At 62.2% G+C, this 17,431-nt stretch carries 15 protein-coding genes; 6 read left to right on the top strand and 9 right to left on the bottom strand.

From position 1 onward, the window contains the following. The first annotated feature begins 46 nt into the window (after positions 1–46). Together D109_RS0108695 and D109_RS0108690 are read left to right on the top strand one after the other, a co-directional pair. Positions 47–1,171: a TIGR03364 family FAD-dependent oxidoreductase gene (locus tag D109_RS0108695; RefSeq protein WP_017476553.1), complete on the top strand. Its 1,125-nt coding sequence runs from the start codon at positions 47–49 to the stop codon at positions 1,169–1,171. Then, positions 1,171–1,725 carry a phosphonate degradation HD-domain oxygenase gene (locus tag D109_RS0108690; protein ID WP_017476552.1) on the top strand — a complete coding sequence of 185 codons (555 nt, stop codon included), beginning with the start codon at positions 1,171–1,173 and terminating at the stop codon, positions 1,723–1,725. The genes D109_RS0108695 and D109_RS0108690 overlap by 1 nt, the downstream gene beginning before the upstream one ends. Here D109_RS0108690 and D109_RS0108685 read toward each other — a convergent pair. Further along, positions 1,722–3,095, bottom strand: coding sequence for a DUF3482 domain-containing protein (locus D109_RS0108685; RefSeq protein ID WP_017476551.1), 1,374 nt, complete (start codon positions 3,093–3,095; stop codon positions 1,722–1,724). The two genes, D109_RS0108690 and D109_RS0108685, sit on opposite strands and share 4 nt — an antisense overlap. Next, a complete protein-coding gene (locus D109_RS0108680) occupies positions 3,088–4,467 on the bottom strand; it encodes a DUF2868 domain-containing protein (protein WP_017476550.1) in 1,380 nt (459 codons plus the stop codon). Before D109_RS0108680 ends, D109_RS0108685 begins: the two co-directional genes overlap by 8 nt. 90 nt (positions 4,468–4,557) lie before the next feature. Here D109_RS0108680 and D109_RS0108675 point away from each other — a divergent pair, with 90 nt between their 5' ends. Continuing rightward, positions 4,558–5,070: a dihydrofolate reductase gene (locus tag D109_RS0108675; protein WP_026077847.1), complete on the top strand. Its 513-nt coding sequence runs from the start codon at positions 4,558–4,560 to the stop codon at positions 5,068–5,070. 167 nt (positions 5,071–5,237) lie between these two features. Here D109_RS0108675 and D109_RS0108670 read toward each other — a convergent pair whose 3' ends face one another. Beyond that, the gene (locus D109_RS0108670) at positions 5,238–6,629 is read right to left on the bottom strand and encodes an L-cystine transporter (protein WP_017476548.1); all 1,392 of its coding nucleotides are present in this window, start codon (positions 6,627–6,629) and stop codon (positions 5,238–5,240) included. 241 nt (positions 6,630–6,870) lie between these two features. On the opposite strand from D109_RS0108670, the gene D109_RS0108665 reads away from it, so the two are divergent. Next, the gene (locus tag D109_RS0108665; protein ID WP_017476547.1) at positions 6,871–7,929 is read left to right on the top strand and encodes a hypothetical protein; all 1,059 of its coding nucleotides are present in this window, start codon (positions 6,871–6,873) and stop codon (positions 7,927–7,929) included. 194 nt (positions 7,930–8,123) lie between these two features. Here D109_RS0108665 and ilvD read toward each other — a convergent pair whose 3' ends face one another. The 3 genes from ilvD to D109_RS0108650 all read right to left on the bottom strand — a co-directional run bounded on the left by ilvD (position 8,124) and on the right by D109_RS0108650 (position 12,852). Next, a complete protein-coding gene (gene ilvD, locus D109_RS0108660; protein ID WP_017476546.1) occupies positions 8,124–9,965 on the bottom strand; it encodes a dihydroxy-acid dehydratase in 1,842 nt (613 codons plus the stop codon). 261 nt (positions 9,966–10,226) lie between these two features. After that, positions 10,227–11,423: an MFS transporter gene (locus D109_RS0108655; RefSeq protein WP_017476545.1), complete on the bottom strand. Its 1,197-nt coding sequence runs from the start codon at positions 11,421–11,423 to the stop codon at positions 10,227–10,229. Between the two features lie 232 nt (positions 11,424–11,655). Next, entirely contained in the window at positions 11,656–12,852 is a 1,197-nt protein-coding gene (locus D109_RS0108650; RefSeq protein WP_003213799.1) for a class I SAM-dependent rRNA methyltransferase, read from the bottom strand. 228 nt (positions 12,853–13,080) lie between these two features. Between D109_RS0108650 and D109_RS0108645 the strand changes: the two genes are divergently transcribed. Both D109_RS0108645 and mutM read left to right on the top strand, forming a co-directional pair. After that, complete coding sequence (locus tag D109_RS0108645; RefSeq protein ID WP_177325507.1) at positions 13,081–13,893, top strand: HDOD domain-containing protein; 813 nt, start codon at positions 13,081–13,083, stop codon at positions 13,891–13,893. A gap of 21 nt (positions 13,894–13,914) precedes the next feature. Next, on the top strand, positions 13,915–14,727 hold the full coding sequence (mutM, locus tag D109_RS0108640) for a bifunctional DNA-formamidopyrimidine glycosylase/DNA-(apurinic or apyrimidinic site) lyase (RefSeq protein WP_017476543.1): 813 nt from the start codon (positions 13,915–13,917) through the stop codon (positions 14,725–14,727). Positions 14,728–14,860: 133 nt separating this feature from the next. Here the strand turns inward: mutM and D109_RS0108635 are convergent, their stop codons facing one another. The 3 genes from D109_RS0108635 to D109_RS0108625 form a co-directional block, all read right to left on the bottom strand. After that, positions 14,861–15,112, bottom strand: a complete 252-nt coding sequence (locus D109_RS0108635) for a YfhL family 4Fe-4S dicluster ferredoxin (RefSeq protein ID WP_003213796.1) — start codon at positions 15,110–15,112, stop codon at positions 14,861–14,863. Between the two features lie 102 nt (positions 15,113–15,214). Further along, on the bottom strand, positions 15,215–15,694 hold the full coding sequence (coaD, locus tag D109_RS0108630) for a pantetheine-phosphate adenylyltransferase (protein WP_003176711.1): 480 nt from the start codon (positions 15,692–15,694) through the stop codon (positions 15,215–15,217). 114 nt (positions 15,695–15,808) lie between these two features. After that, positions 15,809–17,404, bottom strand: a complete 1,596-nt coding sequence (locus tag D109_RS0108625) for a GMC family oxidoreductase (protein WP_017476542.1) — start codon at positions 17,402–17,404, stop codon at positions 15,809–15,811. Positions 17,405–17,431: the final 27 nt, after the last annotated feature.

The raw sequence follows: 17,431 nt of genomic DNA, 5'->3' as shown, positions 1-17,431 counted from the left end.
GTCACAGGATGCATTCCCACGCGGAGCGTGGGAACGAGAGGTCTTCATGACACAACTGCTGATCATCGGCGCCGGCATCCTTGGCCTGTCCCACGCTTATGCGGCCGCCAAACGCGGCCTCAAGGTCAAGGTCTTCGAGCGTAGCGCCACACCGCTGGGCGCTTCCGTGCGCAACTTTGGCCAGGCACTGGTCACCGGCCAGCCGCCCGGGCCGATGCTTGACCTGGCGCGGGACAGCCGCGAGATCTGGGGCCAGTGGGCACAGCTCGCCGGTATCCAACTCAAACGCAACGGCTCTTACCTGTTCGCCCGCACCGAAGCCGAAGAGCACTTGCTTGAAGCCTTCTGCGCCGGGCGCGCCAAGGAGCATGGTTATCGCGTCGAGTTGCTGCAAGGCGCCGCCCTGGCTGACCTGTATGGCGGCCAGTTCGCCCATCACCGCGCTGCGCTTCATGGCCTGGACGATCAACAACTGTATTCCCGCGAGGCTATCCCGGCGCTGATCGACTACCTGAGCCGCGAACTGAACGTGGAGTTTCATTTCTCCACCCTGGTGCGCGACATCGAGCCCGGCCAGGTGCACACCACCGCCGGCTCCTTTCGCGGCGAGCAGATCATTGTCTGCTCCGGTCACGACTACCAGACGCTGCTGGCCGAGCAGATCGCCGAACTCCACCCGCAAATCTGCCGCCTGCAAATGCTGCGCGCCCGGCCTGCGGTGGCGTTGAACCTGCAACACGCGCTGCTGACCGGCCTCAGTTGCGTCCACTACGGTGCCTTCGCCGATTTGCCGGAAGCCGCGCCGGTGCAGGCCGACATCCTGCGGGATGTACCGCATCTGCACGAAAACGGCATCCATCTGCTGATCAGCCCAACGCCTTACGGTGAACTGATCATCGGTGATTCCCACCATTACGGCAGCGATCCATCACCGTTCAACGCCGAACAGGTGGACACCTGGATGATCGAACTGGCCGAACATACCCTGGGCTGCAAGATCCAGGTCGTGGAGCGCTGGCAGGGCGTCTATGGTTCCCGTGGGCCGGGGCCGTTCTCGTTCCTGCGGGCGGCGCCGGGAGTGAGTGCGGCGTTGATGCACACCGGCGTGGGCATGAGCGTCGGGCCGGCGATGGCCGAGCGCAATATCACAGAGCTATGGGGGAACCCGTGATGGAAGCAGAGCAGGTGATCGCCGAAGTCTTCGGCCTTTACGAACAGCACGGCACCGCTGACTACATTGGTGAGCCGGTCTCGCAGATCGAGCACATGTCCCAGGCTGCGCAGTTGGCGATGGCTGAGGGCTTTGATGATGAAGTGGTATTGGCGGCGTTCTTCCATGATATCGGGCACATCTGCGGTCAAGGCGGCGAGAACATGGGGGGTTATGGCGTGGTCAGCCATGAACGGCTGGGGGCTGATTATCTGCGCCAGGCGGGCTTCAGCGAGCGCATGGCAAAACTGGTGGAATACCACGTGCAAGCCAAGCGTTACCTGACCTTCAGCCAGCCGGACTACTACGCACGCCTGAGCGAAGCCAGCCGTCGTACCTTGGGTTACCAGGGCGGCGTGATGACCGCTGAGGAAGCCCGGGCGTTCGAGCAGGATCCGCTGTGCGCCGTCAGCCTGCGCATGCGTCACTGGGATGAACAGGCCAAGGAAATGCACGTGCCGGTGATGGACCTTGAAGTGTTGAAATCCAAGGCCCGGCAGTTGTTGGCGGCTTAGGTCTCGTCCAGACGCTGGGCCAGGGCTTCGATCTGTTCCTGGCGTTCGGCCTGGCTCAACTTGGGGTGCGGGTTGAGGGACGACCATTGCGGATGGGCGCGGGCCTTGTTCAGGGCTTCCGGCAGCTTGCCTTCGCGCCAGGTCTTGTCCTGGGGCGTGTCGACCTTGATGCTGTGGATCGCCGCGTGGCCCCGCAGGTTCAGGGCCTTGAGCAGTTGCCGCTGACGCAGGGCCAACAGGCGCAGCACGCTGTCATCGACGGTGAGTTCGCGCTGGCCCTTGATCTTGCCCAGCAGGCGGCTGCCGTAACTGCGCGCAGTTTGCAGGGCGCCACCGGCGATGGCGCCGGCGAGGGCCGCAGCGCCGAGGGTCAGGCCGCCCACCAGTAAATCCACACCCGCACCGGCGGCGGCGCCGGCCGCGATGCCGCCACCGACCCGCACACCCAGTTGCTTGAGGGTTTCGGGGTTGAACAGGTCATCGCCCCAACGTCCGTCCAGCAGCGGTAAATCGCTGGCGGCGGCGTCTTGCGGGCGGAAGCCGAACAGCTTGAGCAAGGCTTCCACGCAGCGCTGTTCGCGCTGGCGCACGGTTTTGCGCAGTTCGCCGATGGCTTGCTGTTCCACTTCGGCTTCGCTGACCACGCTGCGGCGGCAGGCGGCGCAGTCGATCAGCAGTTCGGCAATCAACCGCGCAGCACTTTGCTGGCGAGTCTGGCGCTGGGCTTCCTGATCAAGGATCAGCCGCTCCAGTTGCCCACGGGAATTTTCCAGCAGCAGGGCGAGGCTTTCATAGAGGCGGCGCTCGCCGTCTTCCGGCGGCGCGACGCTGTCGAAACGCACCAGCGCATGCAGGCCGAGGCGGGCGAGGGCTTCGCGCCAGTCCGGCTCGCGGTGGTCGGCGCTGCTGACAAAATTGAGCACTGGCAGCAACGGTTTGCCACAGCTGGCCAGCACTTGCAGCTCATCGCGGTACTTGGCCAGCACCGGCTCCCGGGCATCTATCACATACAGCCCGGCATCCGAGGCCAGCAGTTGGCGCAGCACCTTGGCTTCCTGTTCGAAGCGTTGCCGGGCTTCGCTGCCCTCCAGAAAACGTGCCAGCCGTGCCGGGCCGTCGAGGCGTTCGCCGGGGCGGTCCAGGCGTTCGAGGTAATCGAGCAGGGCGATGGCATCTTCCAGGCCGGGCGTGTCGTACAGCTCCAGCAAGGCTTCGCCGTCTACCGAAAGCCGAGCACCTTCGACATGCCGGGTGGTGCTGGGCCGATGGGACACTTCACCAAAGCCGACGTCTCGCGTGAGGGTGCGCAACAGCGAGGTCTTGCCGACGTTGGTGTGGCCGACCACCGCGAGTTTCAGGGGCTTAGTCATGACCGGTCTCCAGCCAAGTGAGCGGCGCGCAATCGGCGAACGGGATCTCCAACTGTTGCAACGCTGTATGCCAGTCACCCAGACGTTCCGCGTCCAGGGCCTGGCCCGCAGGTGCTTGCAACAGCCAGACGCGGGTGGCGGTGGCGCTGCGGGCCAGTTCGGCGATCAGCGCGAGGCTGCCGCGATCCGGCGAGCGCCGTGGGTCGCAGGCGATGGCCAGGCGTGCGGGCGGGAAGCGGGTCAGTTGCTCCAGCAGCTTGTTGCGGGATTCGCGGCTGTCGAGGATGCCGGCGTCCTTGACGCTGGCCGGGAGCTTCGGCGGCCAGGTACGTTGGTCATCAAGTTCGATGGCCACCAGCAGGGCGCCGTCGCTTTCCAGTTCGCTGACGCCACCGGTCACGTGGTGCAACTGCTCGGGCGCCGCATCGTTGACCCCAAGCCGTTCGCTGCTGGGCATCAGCCGTTCACGCAGTTGGCTGTAGCCGGGCAGGTTAAGGTCGAGGCTCAAGGCGGCACGCCCGCGTTTCCAGCGCCACAGGCACAGCAGCGCGAGGATCAGGCGCGGCAGGATGCCGTACACCAGCAGCACGCCTACCAGCCAGGCGGCCCAGGCCTGGCGGGCGCTTTCGATATTCAGGGCGGCATCGCCGCTGGCGCGGATCATCTCGACGGTGGGCACATTGAAGCCGAGCAAGGCGGGCAGGGCGCCGAGGGTTTGGGTCACGGCGACAAAGGTGTCGGCCCGCAGGATGGTGGTTTCCCACACAAAGCCGTAGCGCCGGGTGGCCAACAGCGTCAGCAGGATCACCATGGCGCTGAGCAGTGCCAGCAGCCACAAGCTGTTGACCAGCACACCGACGGCCCAGCGATTGAGTTTGCGCCGTTGCAGCAACAGCAGCAGGGCGGGCGCCAGTTGCGCGGCCTTGGCGTCGCGGGCGAGTTTTTCGCTGAGCCATAACCACAGGCGGCCGAGGCTGGCGCTGTGTTCACCGGCAAACAACAGGCCCAGGGCCCAGCTCAACAACAGGATCAGGTTCAAACCCAGCAGACTGCCCAAGGCCCAGAAGACATTGACCGGCACCAGCCCGTTGCCCAGTGCGGCAAAGGACAAGCCGGCGCCGCTGATAATGGCAACCACCGCCAGCAGGATCAGCGCCAGGCGTGCGCCTTGCAGCCAGCGGGTCAGGGCGGCGGTCAGGCCATCGCGTTCGGCCAACCACAGCGCGCGGTTTTGAATGCGCGTGGGCAAGTCGCCGCCGGTGCTGCGGGCCAGGCGATTGGCTTCCTGGTCTTCCAGGGCGCCCGCGTGTTCCTCCCGCAGGCGCACGGTTTCGGTCAGCCAGAGTGTTTGCAGGGGATTCAGAGCTGTCACGCGCCGTCCTGTTGAGCCAGTGAGGTTGGAGCATAACCGCTGGAACGCCGGTTGGGGTATGCCGCGCGCGCCTCTGGTATTCTCGTCGCCATGAAAAAAACTCTCCCTTTAAGCCTGATCGCAGCCCTCGGTGAAAACCGTGTGATCGGCGTCGACAACAGCATGCCCTGGCATTTGCCGGGGGATTTCAAATATTTCAAGGCCGCCACCTTGGGCAAGCCGATCATCATGGGGCGCAAGACCTGGGACTCCCTGGGCCGACCGTTGCCGGGCCGGTTGAACATTGTGGTCAGCCGTCAGACCGATCTGGTGCTGGAAGGTGCGGAAGTTTTTCCGTCACTGGACGCGGCCGTGGAGCGGGCTGAGGAATGGGCCAAGGCGCAGGGCGTGGATGAGCTGATGCTGATCGGCGGCGCGCAGTTGTATGCCCAGGGGCTTGCGCAGGCGGATCGCCTGTATTTGACGCGGGTGGCATTGAGCCCGGACGGCGATGCGTGGTTTCCCGAGTTTGATTTGAACCAGTGGAAGCTGGTGTCGAATGTCGAGAATGCGGCTGAGGGTGACAAGCCGGCGTATAACTTCGAAGTCTGGGAAAAAGCCTAAAAACTCATGTGGCGAGGGAGCTTGCTGTGGCGAGGGAGCTTGCTCCCGCTGGGCTGCGAAGCGGCCCTAAAAGCTGATCCCTCAATCTCTCAGAAAACTCGGTCGCCTGCTTTGGGGCTGATGCGCAGCCCAGCGGGAGCAAGCTCCCTCGCCACAAAGTTCAGCCGTTAAGCCTGCGCCAGTTCCGCATGCTCATCCGCATCCAACAACGCTTTATCCGTCTGCCCCATGATCTGGCTGGTAATCGCCCCGGCCGTCATCGAACCGTTCACGTTCAACGCCGTACGGCCCATGTCGATCAGCGGCTCGACCGAAATCAGCAGCGCCACCAGTGACACTGGCAAGCCCATCGCCGGCAGCACGATCAGCGCGGCAAACGTCGCACCGCCGCCCACGCCCGCCACGCCGGCCGAACTCAAGGTCACAATCGCCACCAGTGTTGCGATCCACAGCGGATCCAGCGGGTTGATACCCACGGTCGGCGCAACCATCACCGCCAGCATCGCCGGATAAAGGCCCGCACAACCGTTCTGGCCAATCGTCGCGCCAAACGACGCCGCGAAGCCGGCGATGGACTGCGGAATCCCCAGGCGACGGGTCTGCGCTTCAATGCTCAGCGGGATGCTCGCGGCGCTGGAGCGGCTGGTGAAGGCGAACGTCAGCACCGGCCAGACCTTGCGGAAGAACCGCAGCGGGTTGATCCCGGCCAGGGACAGCAGCAGGCCATGCACCACAAACATCAGGCCCAGGGCCAGGTACGACACCACCACAAAACTGCCGAGCTTGATGATGTCTTGCAGGTTGGAGCTGGCGACCACTTTGGTCATCAGCGCCAATACGCCGTACGGGGTCAGCTTCATCACCAGGCGCACCAGGCGCATCACCCAGGCTTGCAGGGTGTCGATGGCGTTGAGGACTTTCTGGCCTTTTTCCACGTCATCCTTGAGCAGTTGCAGCGCGGCAACCCCGAGGAATGCGGCAAAAATCACCACACTGATGATCGACGTCGGCTTGGCCCGGGCCAGGTCGGAGAACGGGTTCTGCGGAATGAACGACAGCAGCAGTTGCGGGATATTCAGGTCGGCAACCTTGCCCGCGTAATCACTCTGGATCACTTGCAGGCGTGCCATTTCCTGGGTGCCGGCCACCAGGCCTTCGGCGGTGAGGCCGAACAGGTTGGTCAGGCCGATACCGATCAGCGCCGCAATCGCCGTGGTGAACAGCAGCGTGCCGATGGTCAGGAAGCTAATCTTGCCCAGGGACGAGGCGTTATGCAGGCGGGCCACGGCGCTGAGGATCGAGGCGAACACCAGCGGGATCACGATCATTTGCAGCAACTGCACGTAACCGTTGCCGACCAGGTCGAACCAGCCGATCGAGGCCTTGAGCACCGGGTTGCCGGCACCGTAGATCGCGTGCAGCACCACACCGAAGATCACGCCGAGGACCAACGCAAACAACACCTTCTTGGCGAGGCTCCAGTTGGTTCGGCGGGTTTGTGCCAGGCCCAGCAACAGGGCCACGAACACCAGTAAGTTGAGAATCAGGGGCAGATTCATTGAAGCTCCGTTGAGAAGGCAGCCAATCGCAGGAGCCTGCGATTGCGAACCGGCAAGCCTAACAGCTTGAAATATATTGATTTAATAACGTTATCGCATGGTGACTGTCGTTTTTGGAATAAGCGGTTGACGCGCAGGCGTATGGCATTGGCGCGATCACGACGAAAGCGGTCGCGCTCGGGCGATAACTGTCACACAGATTTGTTAGCGTCGATGTCTTTCACTCAGGGAGAAAACGCACATGAAGCTAGCGCCGAAACTGTTTGCCGCCGCGCTGTGCCTGGGCCTTGCGAGCCAGGCCTTTGCCGCCACCGAGTTGAAACACTGGCCGGCGGCTGCCGCCAAGCAACTGGACACGATGATTGCCGCCAATGCCAACAAGGGCAACTTCGCGGTATTCGACATGGACAACACCAGTTACCGCTACGACCTTGAAGAGTCATTGCTGCCGTACCTGGAAAACAAGGGCCTGATCACCCGCGACACCATGGACCCTTCCCTGAAGCTGATCCCGTTCAAAGACACCGCCGACCACAAGGAAAGCCTGTTCAGTTACTACTATCGCCTCTGCGAAGTCGACGACATGGTCTGCTACCCGTGGGTCGCGCAGATTTTCTCCGGCTTCACCCTCAAGGAACTCAAGGGCTACGTCGACGAGATGATGGCGTCGGGCAAGCCGGTGCCGGTCACCTACTACGAAGGTGACGTGGTCAAGAATATGGAAGTGCAGCCGCCGAAAGTCTTCACCGGCCAGGCTGAGCTGTACAACAAGCTGATGGAAAACGGCATTGAGGTCTACGTGATGACCGCCGCGTCCGAGGAACTGGTGCGCATGGTCGCGGCCGATCCGAAGTACGGCTACAACGTCAAACCCGAGAACGTCATCGGCGTGAGCACGCTGCTCAAGGACCGCAAGACCGGCGAGCTGACCACCGCGCGCAAACAGATCGCCGCCGGCAAGTATGACGAGAAGGCCAACCTCGGCCTGGAACTGACCCCGTACCTGTGGACCCCGGCGACCTGGATGGCCGGCAAGCACGCGGCGATCCTGACCTACATCGACGAGTGGAAAAAACCGGTGATCGTCGGTGGCGACACGCCGACCAGTGACGGCTACATGCTGTTCCATGACGTGGACGTGGCCAAGGGCGGCATCCACCTGTGGGTCAACCGCAAGGATAAGTACATGACGCAGCTCAACGGCATGATGGCCAAGCACGCAGCGGCCCAGGCCAAGGAAGGGTTGCCGGTGACCGCGGATAAAAACTGGGTGATCGTCAAGCCGGACGAGATTCAGTAAGTACGGCTGTACTCAGTCAGAAATGTGGGAGCGGGCTTGCTCGCGAAGGCGGTGGATCAGCTAGCTGATTCAGTGACTGGCACACCGCAATTCGCGAGCAAGCCCGCTCCCACAGTTGATCTCCTTTGTTTGGGGCGATTATCTCCAGGCAAAAAAATGCCCCGCACCTGGCGGGGCATTTTTATGGGCGAGTCTTACAGACCGTCCAGCATCGCCTTGTTACGCACAGCACCCTTGTCGGCACTGGTGGCCAGCAGGGCGTAAGCCTTCAACGCGGTAGTGACTTTGCGCGGACGCTTCTCTACCGGCTTCCAGCCTTTCTTGTCCTGCTCGACCCGGCGTGCCGCCAGCTCTTCATCGCTGATCAACAGGTTGATCGAGCGGTTCGGAATGTCGATCAGCACCTTGTCGCCATCCTGCACCAGGCCGATAGCGCCGCCAGCAGCGGCTTCCGGCGAAGCGTGGCCGATGGACAGGCCCGAGGTACCGCCGGAGAAACGGCCGTCGGTGAGCAAGGCGCAGGCCTTGCCCAGGCCTTTGGATTTCAGGTACGACGTCGGGTAGAGCATCTCTTGCATGCCCGGGCCGCCTTTCGGGCCTTCGTAACGGATGATGACGATGTCGCCTTCCTTCACTTCGTCAGCGAGGATGCCGCGTACCGAGCTGTCCTGGCTTTCGTAGATCTTGGCGCGGCCTTCGAACACGTGGATCGATTCGTCGACACCGGCGGTTTTCACTACACAGCCATCGAGGGCGATGTTGCCGTACAGCACGGCCAGGCCGCCTTCTTTCGAATAGGCATGCTCGACACTGCGGATGCAGCCGTTTTCACGGTCGTCGTCGAGGGTTTCCCAACGGGTCGACTGGCTGAACGCGGTTTGCGTCGGGATGCCGGCCGGGCCTGCCTTGAAGAAGTGATGCACGGCTTCGTCGGTGGTCTGGGTGATGTCCCACTTGGCGATGCCTTCGGCCAGGGATTTGCTGTGCACGGTCGGCAGGTCGGTGTGCAGCAAGCCGCCACGGGCCAGGGAACCGAGGATCGAGAAGATCCCGCCGGCACGGTGCACGTCTTCCATGTGGTACTTCTGGATGTTTGGCGCGACTTTGCACAGTTGCGGCACGTGGCGCGACAGGCGGTCGATGTCCCGCAGGTCGAAGTCGATCTCGGCTTCTTGCGCGGCGGCCAGCAAGTGCAGGATGGTGTTGGTGGAACCGCCCATGGCGATGTCCAGGGTCATGGCGTTTTCGAACGCCTTGAAGTTGGCGATGTTGCGCGGCAACACCGACTCATCGTTCTCGGTGTAGTAGCGCTTGCACAGCTCGACGATGGTGCGGCCGGCCTGCAGGAACAGTTGCTCGCGGTCGCTGTGGGTGGCCAGTGTCGAGCCGTTGCCCGGCAAGGCCAGGCCCAGGGCTTCCACCAGGCAGTTCATCGAGTTGGCGGTGAACATGCCGGAGCACGAACCGCAGGTAGGACAGGCGCTGCGCTCGTATTCCGCAACCTTCTCGTCAGAAGCGCTGGAATCGGCGGCGATGACCATGGCGTCGACCAGGTCGAGGCCGTGGGAGGCGAGCTTGGTCTTGCCGGCTTCCATCGGGCCGCCGGAGACGAAGATCACCGGGATGTTCAGGCGCAGGGCGGCCATCAGCATGCCGGGGGTGATCTTGTCGCAGTTGGAGATGCACACAATGGCGTCGGCGCAGTGGGCGTTGACCATGTACTCCACGGAGTCGGCGATGATCTCGCGGCTCGGCAGGGAATACAGCATGCCGTCATGGCCCATGGCGATGCCGTCATCCACGGCGATGGTGTTGAATTCTTTCGCTACACCGCCGGCGCGTTCGATCTCGCGGGCGACCAGTTGGCCCAGGTCCTTGAGGTGGACGTGGCCGGGTACGAACTGGGTGAACGAGTTGGCAATCGCGATGATCGGCTTTTTGAAGTCGTCATCTTTCATCCCCGTGGCGCGCCACAGTGCGCGGGCGCCGGCCATGTTGCGGCCGTGGGTGGATGTTTTCGAGCGGTAATCAGGCATTGGAGCACTCCGGGCGGCTAATCAAGTACTAAAGGGGAGTGAGCTTCTAATTGACGACTGGAACACCCGAAAAATGGCCGTGTGTCCGGAAGTTGCCACTCGCGTCGCGGGATCGCCGCTTGCTTGGGCCTCGAGCTCATAAACCCGCCGGGGGATGACTGGCGATGAATAGGTCCGATTCTACACCGCTGGCGGCCGGAGGGAATGGCCGCCAGCGTGTAGATAGCGCCTACGAGACGTGTGGGTGTGCAAGTTTCATGGTCAGCGACCGACCCGGGCGTTCGTCATCACGCCCCAAACGCTGAAGACGATGAAGCTGATGGCGATGGTCATCAGCAAGCTGCCCCCCGCTTGGGCGAGGGCGGCGCTGCTGATGGCGGCGGTGATGAACATGATGCTGTTGCCGGCCGACGCGGCGGTGCCGGCGCTGCTGGAGAATAGCAACATGGCCGCGGAAATCGCGGCAGGGCGTACCAGGGTCACGGCCAGGGCGCTGATCAGCATCGGGATCAGCAGGGTGATGGTGGTCATGGCCTTATAGCTGATCACCAACGCCAGCAACACGCCGGCGATCCCCAGCAGGCCCAGCCCGAGGTTGATTTGCCGGGTGAGGGAGATACGTTTCTGCAGGGCGGTCGCTGCAACGCCGCCCAGCAGATAGGCAAAGCCATACACCATCAGCACCACCGCGTACTGGTATTCAGACAGCTTCAACTCATCCATGAAAATCAACGGCGTCACGCTGATCAAGGCGAAGTAACACGCGAATACCAGCGCGGCGATCCACCAATAGCGGATGAAGTCTCTGTTCCCAGCGATGGATTTCAGCGTGCCGATGATCGAGACAGGGGCTCTTTCAGGGCTGGCCGCCTTGGACGGCAATATCAGCCCGGCATGGATAAACATGCCCAGCGCCATCACCGCAAATCCATAAAAGCTGCCCTGCCAATCAAATGTGGTTTGCAGCCAGGAGCCGAGCAGCGGCGACAGCGCGACAAACGATCCGCTCAGGGTCATGTAGTAGATGCGGATGCGGGCGCGATCCTGCTCTTCAAACAGGTCCTCCACCAGCGCATGGCCCAGTACGAAAAAACCACAGCCAATGGCCTGGACGGCGCGAAAGAGCAGGAAGCTCGGGTAACTGGTCGCCAGTGCGCAGCCGATCGAACCGAGGGTGGAAACCACAATGCAGCCCAGCAGTACTTCCTTGCGCCCGAACTTGTCTGAAAGCGGGCCGGCGATCAGCTGGGAAATCGCAAATACCAGGGTGAACAGGCTGATGGATAGGGCGACTTCAGCGGTTGAAGTGTTGAACTTCGCGGCCAGGGCAGGAAAGGAGGGCAGCAGGATGTTGATCGGGAAAAAGCTGATCAGGGAGATGCAGGTGATGAGGATGAAGCGTGAGAGGTGTTGGCGTTTTACGTCGCCATTGGGCGGCGAATAAGAGGACTCAGACATTGTTTTTATTTTCCGGAGTAAAACCAGAAACCGATACTAGTCTGCGAAACGGGGAATTCAATCAAAAGTGCTGTGGGAGGCCAAGCCCATGATGGTGTGTGTTGCCGCTGTAGGAGCGAGCTTGCTCGCGAAGAACGTCAACGATAACGCAGCGCTATCAGGTAGCCCGTGTTGTCTATTCGTCTTTCGCGAGCAAGCTCGCTCCTACAGTTGATCCGGTTCCAATTGGGCGTTAGCTATTCGGCAACAACCGGCAAGTAATGCTCTTGATATACCGGGTCTCGGCAATCGCCGGGTGCACCGGGTGGTCCGGGCCCTGGCCGCCGCGTTCCAGCATCTGGATATTGCGGTCCAGGTGACGGGCGCTGGTCAGCAGGATGTTTTGCAGGTCATCTTCAGGCAAGTGCATCGAGCACGACGCGCTGACCAGGATGCCGTCCTTGCTGAGCAGGCGCATGGCTTGCTCGTTCAGGCGGCGGTAGGCGCCTTCGCCGTTTTTCATGTCTTTCTTGCGCTTGATGAAGGCAGGCGGGTCGGCCACGATCACGTCGAAGCGCTCTTCGCTGGCTTTCAGCTCTTTGAGGGCTTCGAACACGTCGCCTTCGATGCAGGTCATCTTCTCGGCAACACCGTTCAGTGCCGCGTTGCGCTCCACGCCGTCGAGGGCGAAGGCGGAGGCGTCGACGCAGAACACTTCACTGGCGCCGAAGGCTGCGGCTTGCACGCCCCAGCCGCCGATGTAGCTGTACAGGTCAAGTACGCGCTTGCCTTTGGCATACGGGGCCAGGCGGGCGCGGTTCATGCGGTGGTCGTAGAACCAGCCGGTCTTCTGGCCCTGGATCACCGGCGCTTCGAACTTCACGCCGTTTTCTTCCAGGGCAACCCACTCCGGCACCAGGCCGAATACGGTTTCGACGTAGCGGTTGAGGCCTTCGGCATCCCGCGCGGCGGAGTCGTTCTTGAACAAAATGCCGCTTGGCTTGAGCACTTGGGTCAGTGCGGCGATCACGTCTTCCTTGTGGGCTTCCATGGTCGCCGAAGCAATCTGCACCACCAGGATGTCGCCGAAACGGTCGACCACCAGGCCTGGCAACAGGTCGGAGTCGCCGTACACCAGGCGGTAGAACGGCTTGTCGAACAGGCGGTCACGCAGGGACAGGGCCACGTTGATGCGGTGCACCAGCAGCGACTTGTCCAGTGGCAGCTTGATGTCGCGGGACAGCAGGCGGGCGCAGATCAGGTTGTTCGGGCTCATGGCCACGATGCCGAGGGTCTTGCCGCCCGCTGCTTCCAGGATCGCCTGGTCGCCTGCCTGGAAGCCGTGAAGAGGTGTGGCGGCCACATCGATTTCGTTGCTGTAGACCCACAGGTGGCCGTTGCGCAAACGACGATCGGCGTTGGCTTTGAGACGCAGGCTTGGCAGGGACATGACGTCGCTCCGGAAAAAAGAGCGGGAGTATACCGTGTTGTGCAGTACTTGGCCGCGCCGCCGGACATGTGGGTTGTGATATCCCTGTGGGAGCTGGTTTCAGTTCGGGTTTTTGAGGTGTCAGCCCGGTTACCATAAAGGTTAGAATCGCCGCCTAGTCCAGAGTGTGCCCCTATGTCCCAAGAGCTATCCGCCGAACAGATCCAACAGAGCCTCCAAGGCATCAGCGTGCCGCCTCAACCGCAAATCATGGTGGATTTGCAGATGGAGCAGTACATGCCCGATCCGGACCTGGAAGTGATCGCCCGGCTGATCGCCCAGGACCCGGGCCTCTCCGGCTCGCTGCTGAAAATCGTCAACTCGCCGTATTACGGGCTGAGCAACAAGATTGTTTCGATCCAGCGCGCGGTGAACCTGCTGGGCAGCCGCTCCATCGTCAACCTGATCAACGCGCAGTCGATCAAGGGCGAGATGAGCGACGATACCATCGTCACCCTCAACCGTTTCTGGGACACCGCCCAGGACGTGGCCATGACCTGCCTGGCCCTGGCCAAGCGCACCGGCAGCCAGGCGGTCGATGAAGCCTACGCATTGGGGCTGTTCCACGATTGCGGCGTGCCGCTGATGCTCAAGCGTTTCCCGAACTACATGAGCGTACTGGAAGAGGCCTATGCCAACGCCGGCCCGGAATGCCGTGTGGTCGACACCGAGAACCAGGCGTTCAACACCAACCATGCCGTGGTGGGTTACTACACCGCCAAATCCTGGCGCCTGCCGGAACATGTGACCGATGCCATCGCCAATCACCACAATGCCCTGGCGATCTTCAGCGACGAGTCCAACCACAAGCCGCAGCTGAGAAACCTGCTGGCGATCCTGAAAATGGCCGAGCACATTTGTGCGTCCTACCGCGTGCTGGGCAACCAGGTGGATGACCATGAGTGGAACGCCATCGGCCCGCTGGTGCTGGACCATATCGGCCTGTCGGACTACGACTTCGAGAGTTTGAAGTTGTCGATCCGCGAGCTGGGCGCGCACTAACCCTTTCTCCAAGAGGTACACATGCCCGAGTTACCGGAAGTCGAAACCACCCGGCGCGGAATTGCGCCGCATCTGGAAGGTCAGCGGGTCAGCCGTGTGGTGGTGCGTGAGCGGCGCCTGCGCTGGCCGATCCCGGAAGACCTGGATGTGCGGCTTTCCGGGCAACGGATCGTGCTGGTGGAACGGCGGGCCAAGTACCTGTTGATCAATGCCGAAGTCGGCACCCTGATCAGCCATTTGGGCATGTCGGGCAACTTGCGCCTGGTGGAGGCCGGCAGCCCGGCGGCCAAGCATGAACATGTGGATATAGAACTGGAGTCGGGCCTGGCCCTGCGCTACACCGACCCGAGACGCTTTGGCGCGATGCTCTGGAGCCTCGATCCGCTGAACCATGAACTGCTGATCCGCCTGGGGCCGGAGCCGTTGACCGACCTGTTTGACGGCGAGCGGCTGTTCCAGCTGTCCCGTGGCCGCTCGATGGCGGTGAAGCCGTTCATCATGGATAACGCGGTGGTGGTGGGGGTGGGCAATATCTACGCGACGGAGGCGCTGTTTGCCGCCGGGATTGATCCGCGTCGGGAAGCCAAGGGGATTTCCCGTGGGCGTTACCTGAAGCTGGCGATCGAGATCAAACGCATCCTGGCGGCGGCCATCGAGCGCGGCGGCACCACGCTGCGGGACTTTATCGGCGGCGACGGGCAGCCGGGGTATTTCCAGCAGGAATTGTTCGTTTATGGCCGTGGAGGCGAGGCGTGCAAGGTGTGCGGGGCTGAGTTGCGCAACGTGATGCTGGGGCAGCGGGCGAGTGTGTTTTGCCCGAAGTGTCAGAGCTGACAATTTGTGGTGCTGCTGATGGCCTCTTCGCGAGCAAGCCCGCTCCCACATTCGACCGAGTTCCACCTTTGGAATGCAGTCGAATGTGGGAGCGGGCTTGCTCGCGAAGGGGTCTAATGAAGCGCCAAGGGACTTAGGCCTTCCCGGTAATCAACCGGTACTTCTCCATCAGTTGCTCTTCCGTCTCCGGATGAGCCTCGTCCAGCGGGATGCAATCCACTGGGCAGACCTGCTGGCACTGGGGTTCGTCGTAGTGGCCGACACACTGGGTGCACAGGTTGGGGTCGATCACGTAGATCTCTTCACCCTGGGAAATGGCAGCGTTCGGGCACTCGGGTTCGCAGACGTCGCAGTTGATGCAATCGTCGGTGATGATCAGGGACATGGAAACTCCTGCCAGGGCTGTCAGCCAAGGCATCTGAAAACGAATGCGCGCAATTGTGCCGCATTGGCGCCCGCAGTGCGAGCGGGCGCCGATTGAGCGGTCTTACTTCTTGAAGCGCAGCGTCAGCGCATCCGCCACAGCCGGGTGCACAAACTTGGTGATATCCCCGCCCAACGCCGCGATTTCTCGGACCAATGTCGAGGAAATGAACGAATAACGCTCCGACGGCGTAAGAAACAGGCTTTCCACGTCCGGCGCCAGTTGGCGGTTCATGTTGGCCAGCTGGAACTCGTATTCGAAGTCCGACACCGCCCGCAGGCCGCGCAGGAAGACATTGGCGTTCTGTTCCTTGGCAAAGTGCGCCAGCAGCGTCGAGAAGCCGACCACTTCAACGTTGGGCAGATGCTTGGTGACCTCACGGGCCAGCTCCACGCGCTGTTCCAGGGGAAACAGCGGGTTTTTCTTGGGGCTGGCAGCGACCGCGATAATCACATGGTCGAACAAGCGCGAGGCGCGTTCGACCAGATCGCCATGGCCCTTGGTGATTGGGTCGAAGGTACCTGGGTACAACACTCGGTTCATCGCGTCGTCCTGGCGGAGTCCGTTGGGGAACCGGATGGTATCGCAGCCATCCCGGTCGGCCAAGTCAACTTATTCAGAAGAAAGCACTATAGACACCGCGAATACCCGGTTTTTTCAGGCCGTTTTCAGACGTTCGGCCAATGCTGTCGCCAGTTGCGCGGTCAATCCATACACCGATAGCTGCGGGTTAGCCCCAATGCTGGTAGGGAATAGCGAGCCATCGTGGATCGACAAGTTGCGCAGTTGATGATGGCGCCCAAGGCTGTCGGCCACCGCGTTTTTCGGTTCTTCGCCCATGGCGCAACCGCCCATCACATGCGCGCTGCCGAGCCGCGTGCGATGCAATTCGAGGTTCAGGCCGTCAATCATGCTGCGGGCTTCGGCCAGCGTGTTCACGTAGCGCGCATCCCCGTGCAGCGGCATCACTGACTTGGCACCGCCAGCGAACTGAATCTCCGCCATGCTGTGGAACGCCCGGCGCAGGCCGTCCCAGGCGTAGGGCGAGACCTGATAATCGAGCACCGGGGTGCCATCGCCGCGCAATTCGACGGTGCCGCCCGGGCTGTCGGGGTGGAAACCGTCGCGCAACAGGGCAAGCATTGCGTGGGTCTTGGGCAGTTGGCCCATATCCAGCGCGTTCTGCGTGCCGTAGCCGCCAAGCAAGGTACTGGCCAGGCCCGGATGCAGCGGCGGTACTTCGAGCTTGTAGGACATTTTGCCGGTAGTGCCGTCCTGCCATTGGAAGTGGTCGGAGTAGATCGACTGCGGCGCCCCGTAGAACGGGTTGATCACCTCGTCGAACAGCCCGGCGGAAAAATTCACCAGGTGCAGAAAGGTCCGCTTGCCCAGGCGCGAGTGGGGGTCGGGCGCATCGGAACGAAGCAGCAGCGCCGGGCTGTTGATGCCGCCGCCGGCCAGTACGTAGTGCTTGGCCTTGACCGTGATTTTGCGGCCTGTCGGTGCCACGCAATACTGGTCCATGGCCACGCATTCGAGGCTGGTGATGCTGTCACCGCTGAACTTCAGGCGTTCGGCACGGGCCAGGTACAGCAGCTCGCCACCTTTCTCCAGGGTGGACGGAATGGTCGTCACCAGCATTGATTGCTTGGCGTTGACCGGGCAACCCATGCCGCAATACCCCAGGTTGAAACAGCCGCGCACGTTGCGCGGGATCACGTGCCAGCTGTAGCCCAGTTTTTCGCAGCCTTTGCGGATCACATCATTGTTGGCGTTCGGCGGCATCGCCCAGGGCGCGATGCCCAGGCGTTGTTCCATTTTTTCAAACCAGGGCGCCATCTCGGCGCTGCTGTGGCCCTTGACCGCGTACTCGCTGGCCCAGTGGGCGAGGGTCGGGTCCGGGGTGCGGAAACTGGAGGTCCAGTTGATCAGCGTGGTACCGCCGACCGCGCGGCCCTGCAGGATGGTGATGGCGCCGTCCTTGCTCATGCGGCCGATGCCTTCCTGGTACAGGGTGGCGTAGGCCTCGTCCTCCAGCAGCTTGAAGTCGTTGCTGGTTTTCAGCGGGCCTTCTTCGATCAACAGCACCTTGTAGCCGGCGGCGCTGAGGATTTCGGCGGTGGTGCCGCCGCCGGCGCCGCTGCCGATGATTGCGACGTCCGCCTCCAGGGTCAGGTCCTGGTCGAGGGCGGCGCCATTATGGGTTTTCCAGCCGCGGGCCATGCCATCGCGGAACAGATCAGGTACGGGCATCAGGGTCGTCTCTTGTTTTTATCGGGA

The organism is Pseudomonas sp. PAMC 26793 (assembly GCF_000313235.1).
GTDB classification, from domain to species: domain Bacteria; phylum Pseudomonadota; class Gammaproteobacteria; order Pseudomonadales; family Pseudomonadaceae; genus Aquipseudomonas; species Aquipseudomonas yamanorum.
The sequence above is the reverse complement of the archived record's forward strand: the minus strand, read 5'-3'. Positions and strand labels throughout refer to the sequence as shown.

Bases quoted from the DNA above. Each gene is read 5' to 3' on its own strand.
- D109_RS0108690 (WP_017476552.1), top strand. From the start codon at position 1,171: ATGGAAGCAGAGCAGGTGATCGCCGAAGTCTTCGGCCTTTACGAACAG.
- ilvD (WP_017476546.1), bottom strand. From the start codon at position 9,965: ATGCCTGATTACCGCTCGAAAACATCCACCCACGGCCGCAACATGGCC.
- D109_RS0108625 (WP_017476542.1), bottom strand. From the start codon at position 17,404: ATGCCCGTACCTGATCTGTTCCGCGATGGCATGGCCCGCGGCTGGAAA.
- coaD (WP_003176711.1), bottom strand. From the start codon at position 15,694: ATGAACCGAGTGTTGTACCCAGGTACCTTCGACCCAATCACCAAGGGC.
- D109_RS0108665 (WP_017476547.1), top strand. From the start codon at position 6,871: ATGAAGCTAGCGCCGAAACTGTTTGCCGCCGCGCTGTGCCTGGGCCTT.
- D109_RS0108695 (WP_017476553.1), top strand. From the start codon at position 47: ATGACACAACTGCTGATCATCGGCGCCGGCATCCTTGGCCTGTCCCAC.
- D109_RS0108670 (WP_017476548.1), bottom strand. From the start codon at position 6,629: ATGAATCTGCCCCTGATTCTCAACTTACTGGTGTTCGTGGCCCTGTTG.
- D109_RS0108635 (WP_003213796.1), bottom strand. From the start codon at position 15,112: ATGTCCCTGATCATCACCGACGATTGCATCAACTGCGACGTCTGCGAA.
- D109_RS0108685 (WP_017476551.1), bottom strand. From the start codon at position 3,095: ATGACTAAGCCCCTGAAACTCGCGGTGGTCGGCCACACCAACGTCGGC.
- D109_RS0108675 (WP_026077847.1), top strand. From the start codon at position 4,558: ATGAAAAAAACTCTCCCTTTAAGCCTGATCGCAGCCCTCGGTGAAAAC.
- D109_RS0108655 (WP_017476545.1), bottom strand. From the start codon at position 11,423: ATGTCTGAGTCCTCTTATTCGCCGCCCAATGGCGACGTAAAACGCCAA.
- mutM (WP_017476543.1), top strand. From the start codon at position 13,915: ATGCCCGAGTTACCGGAAGTCGAAACCACCCGGCGCGGAATTGCGCCG.
- D109_RS0108650 (WP_003213799.1), bottom strand. From the start codon at position 12,852: ATGTCCCTGCCAAGCCTGCGTCTCAAAGCCAACGCCGATCGTCGTTTG.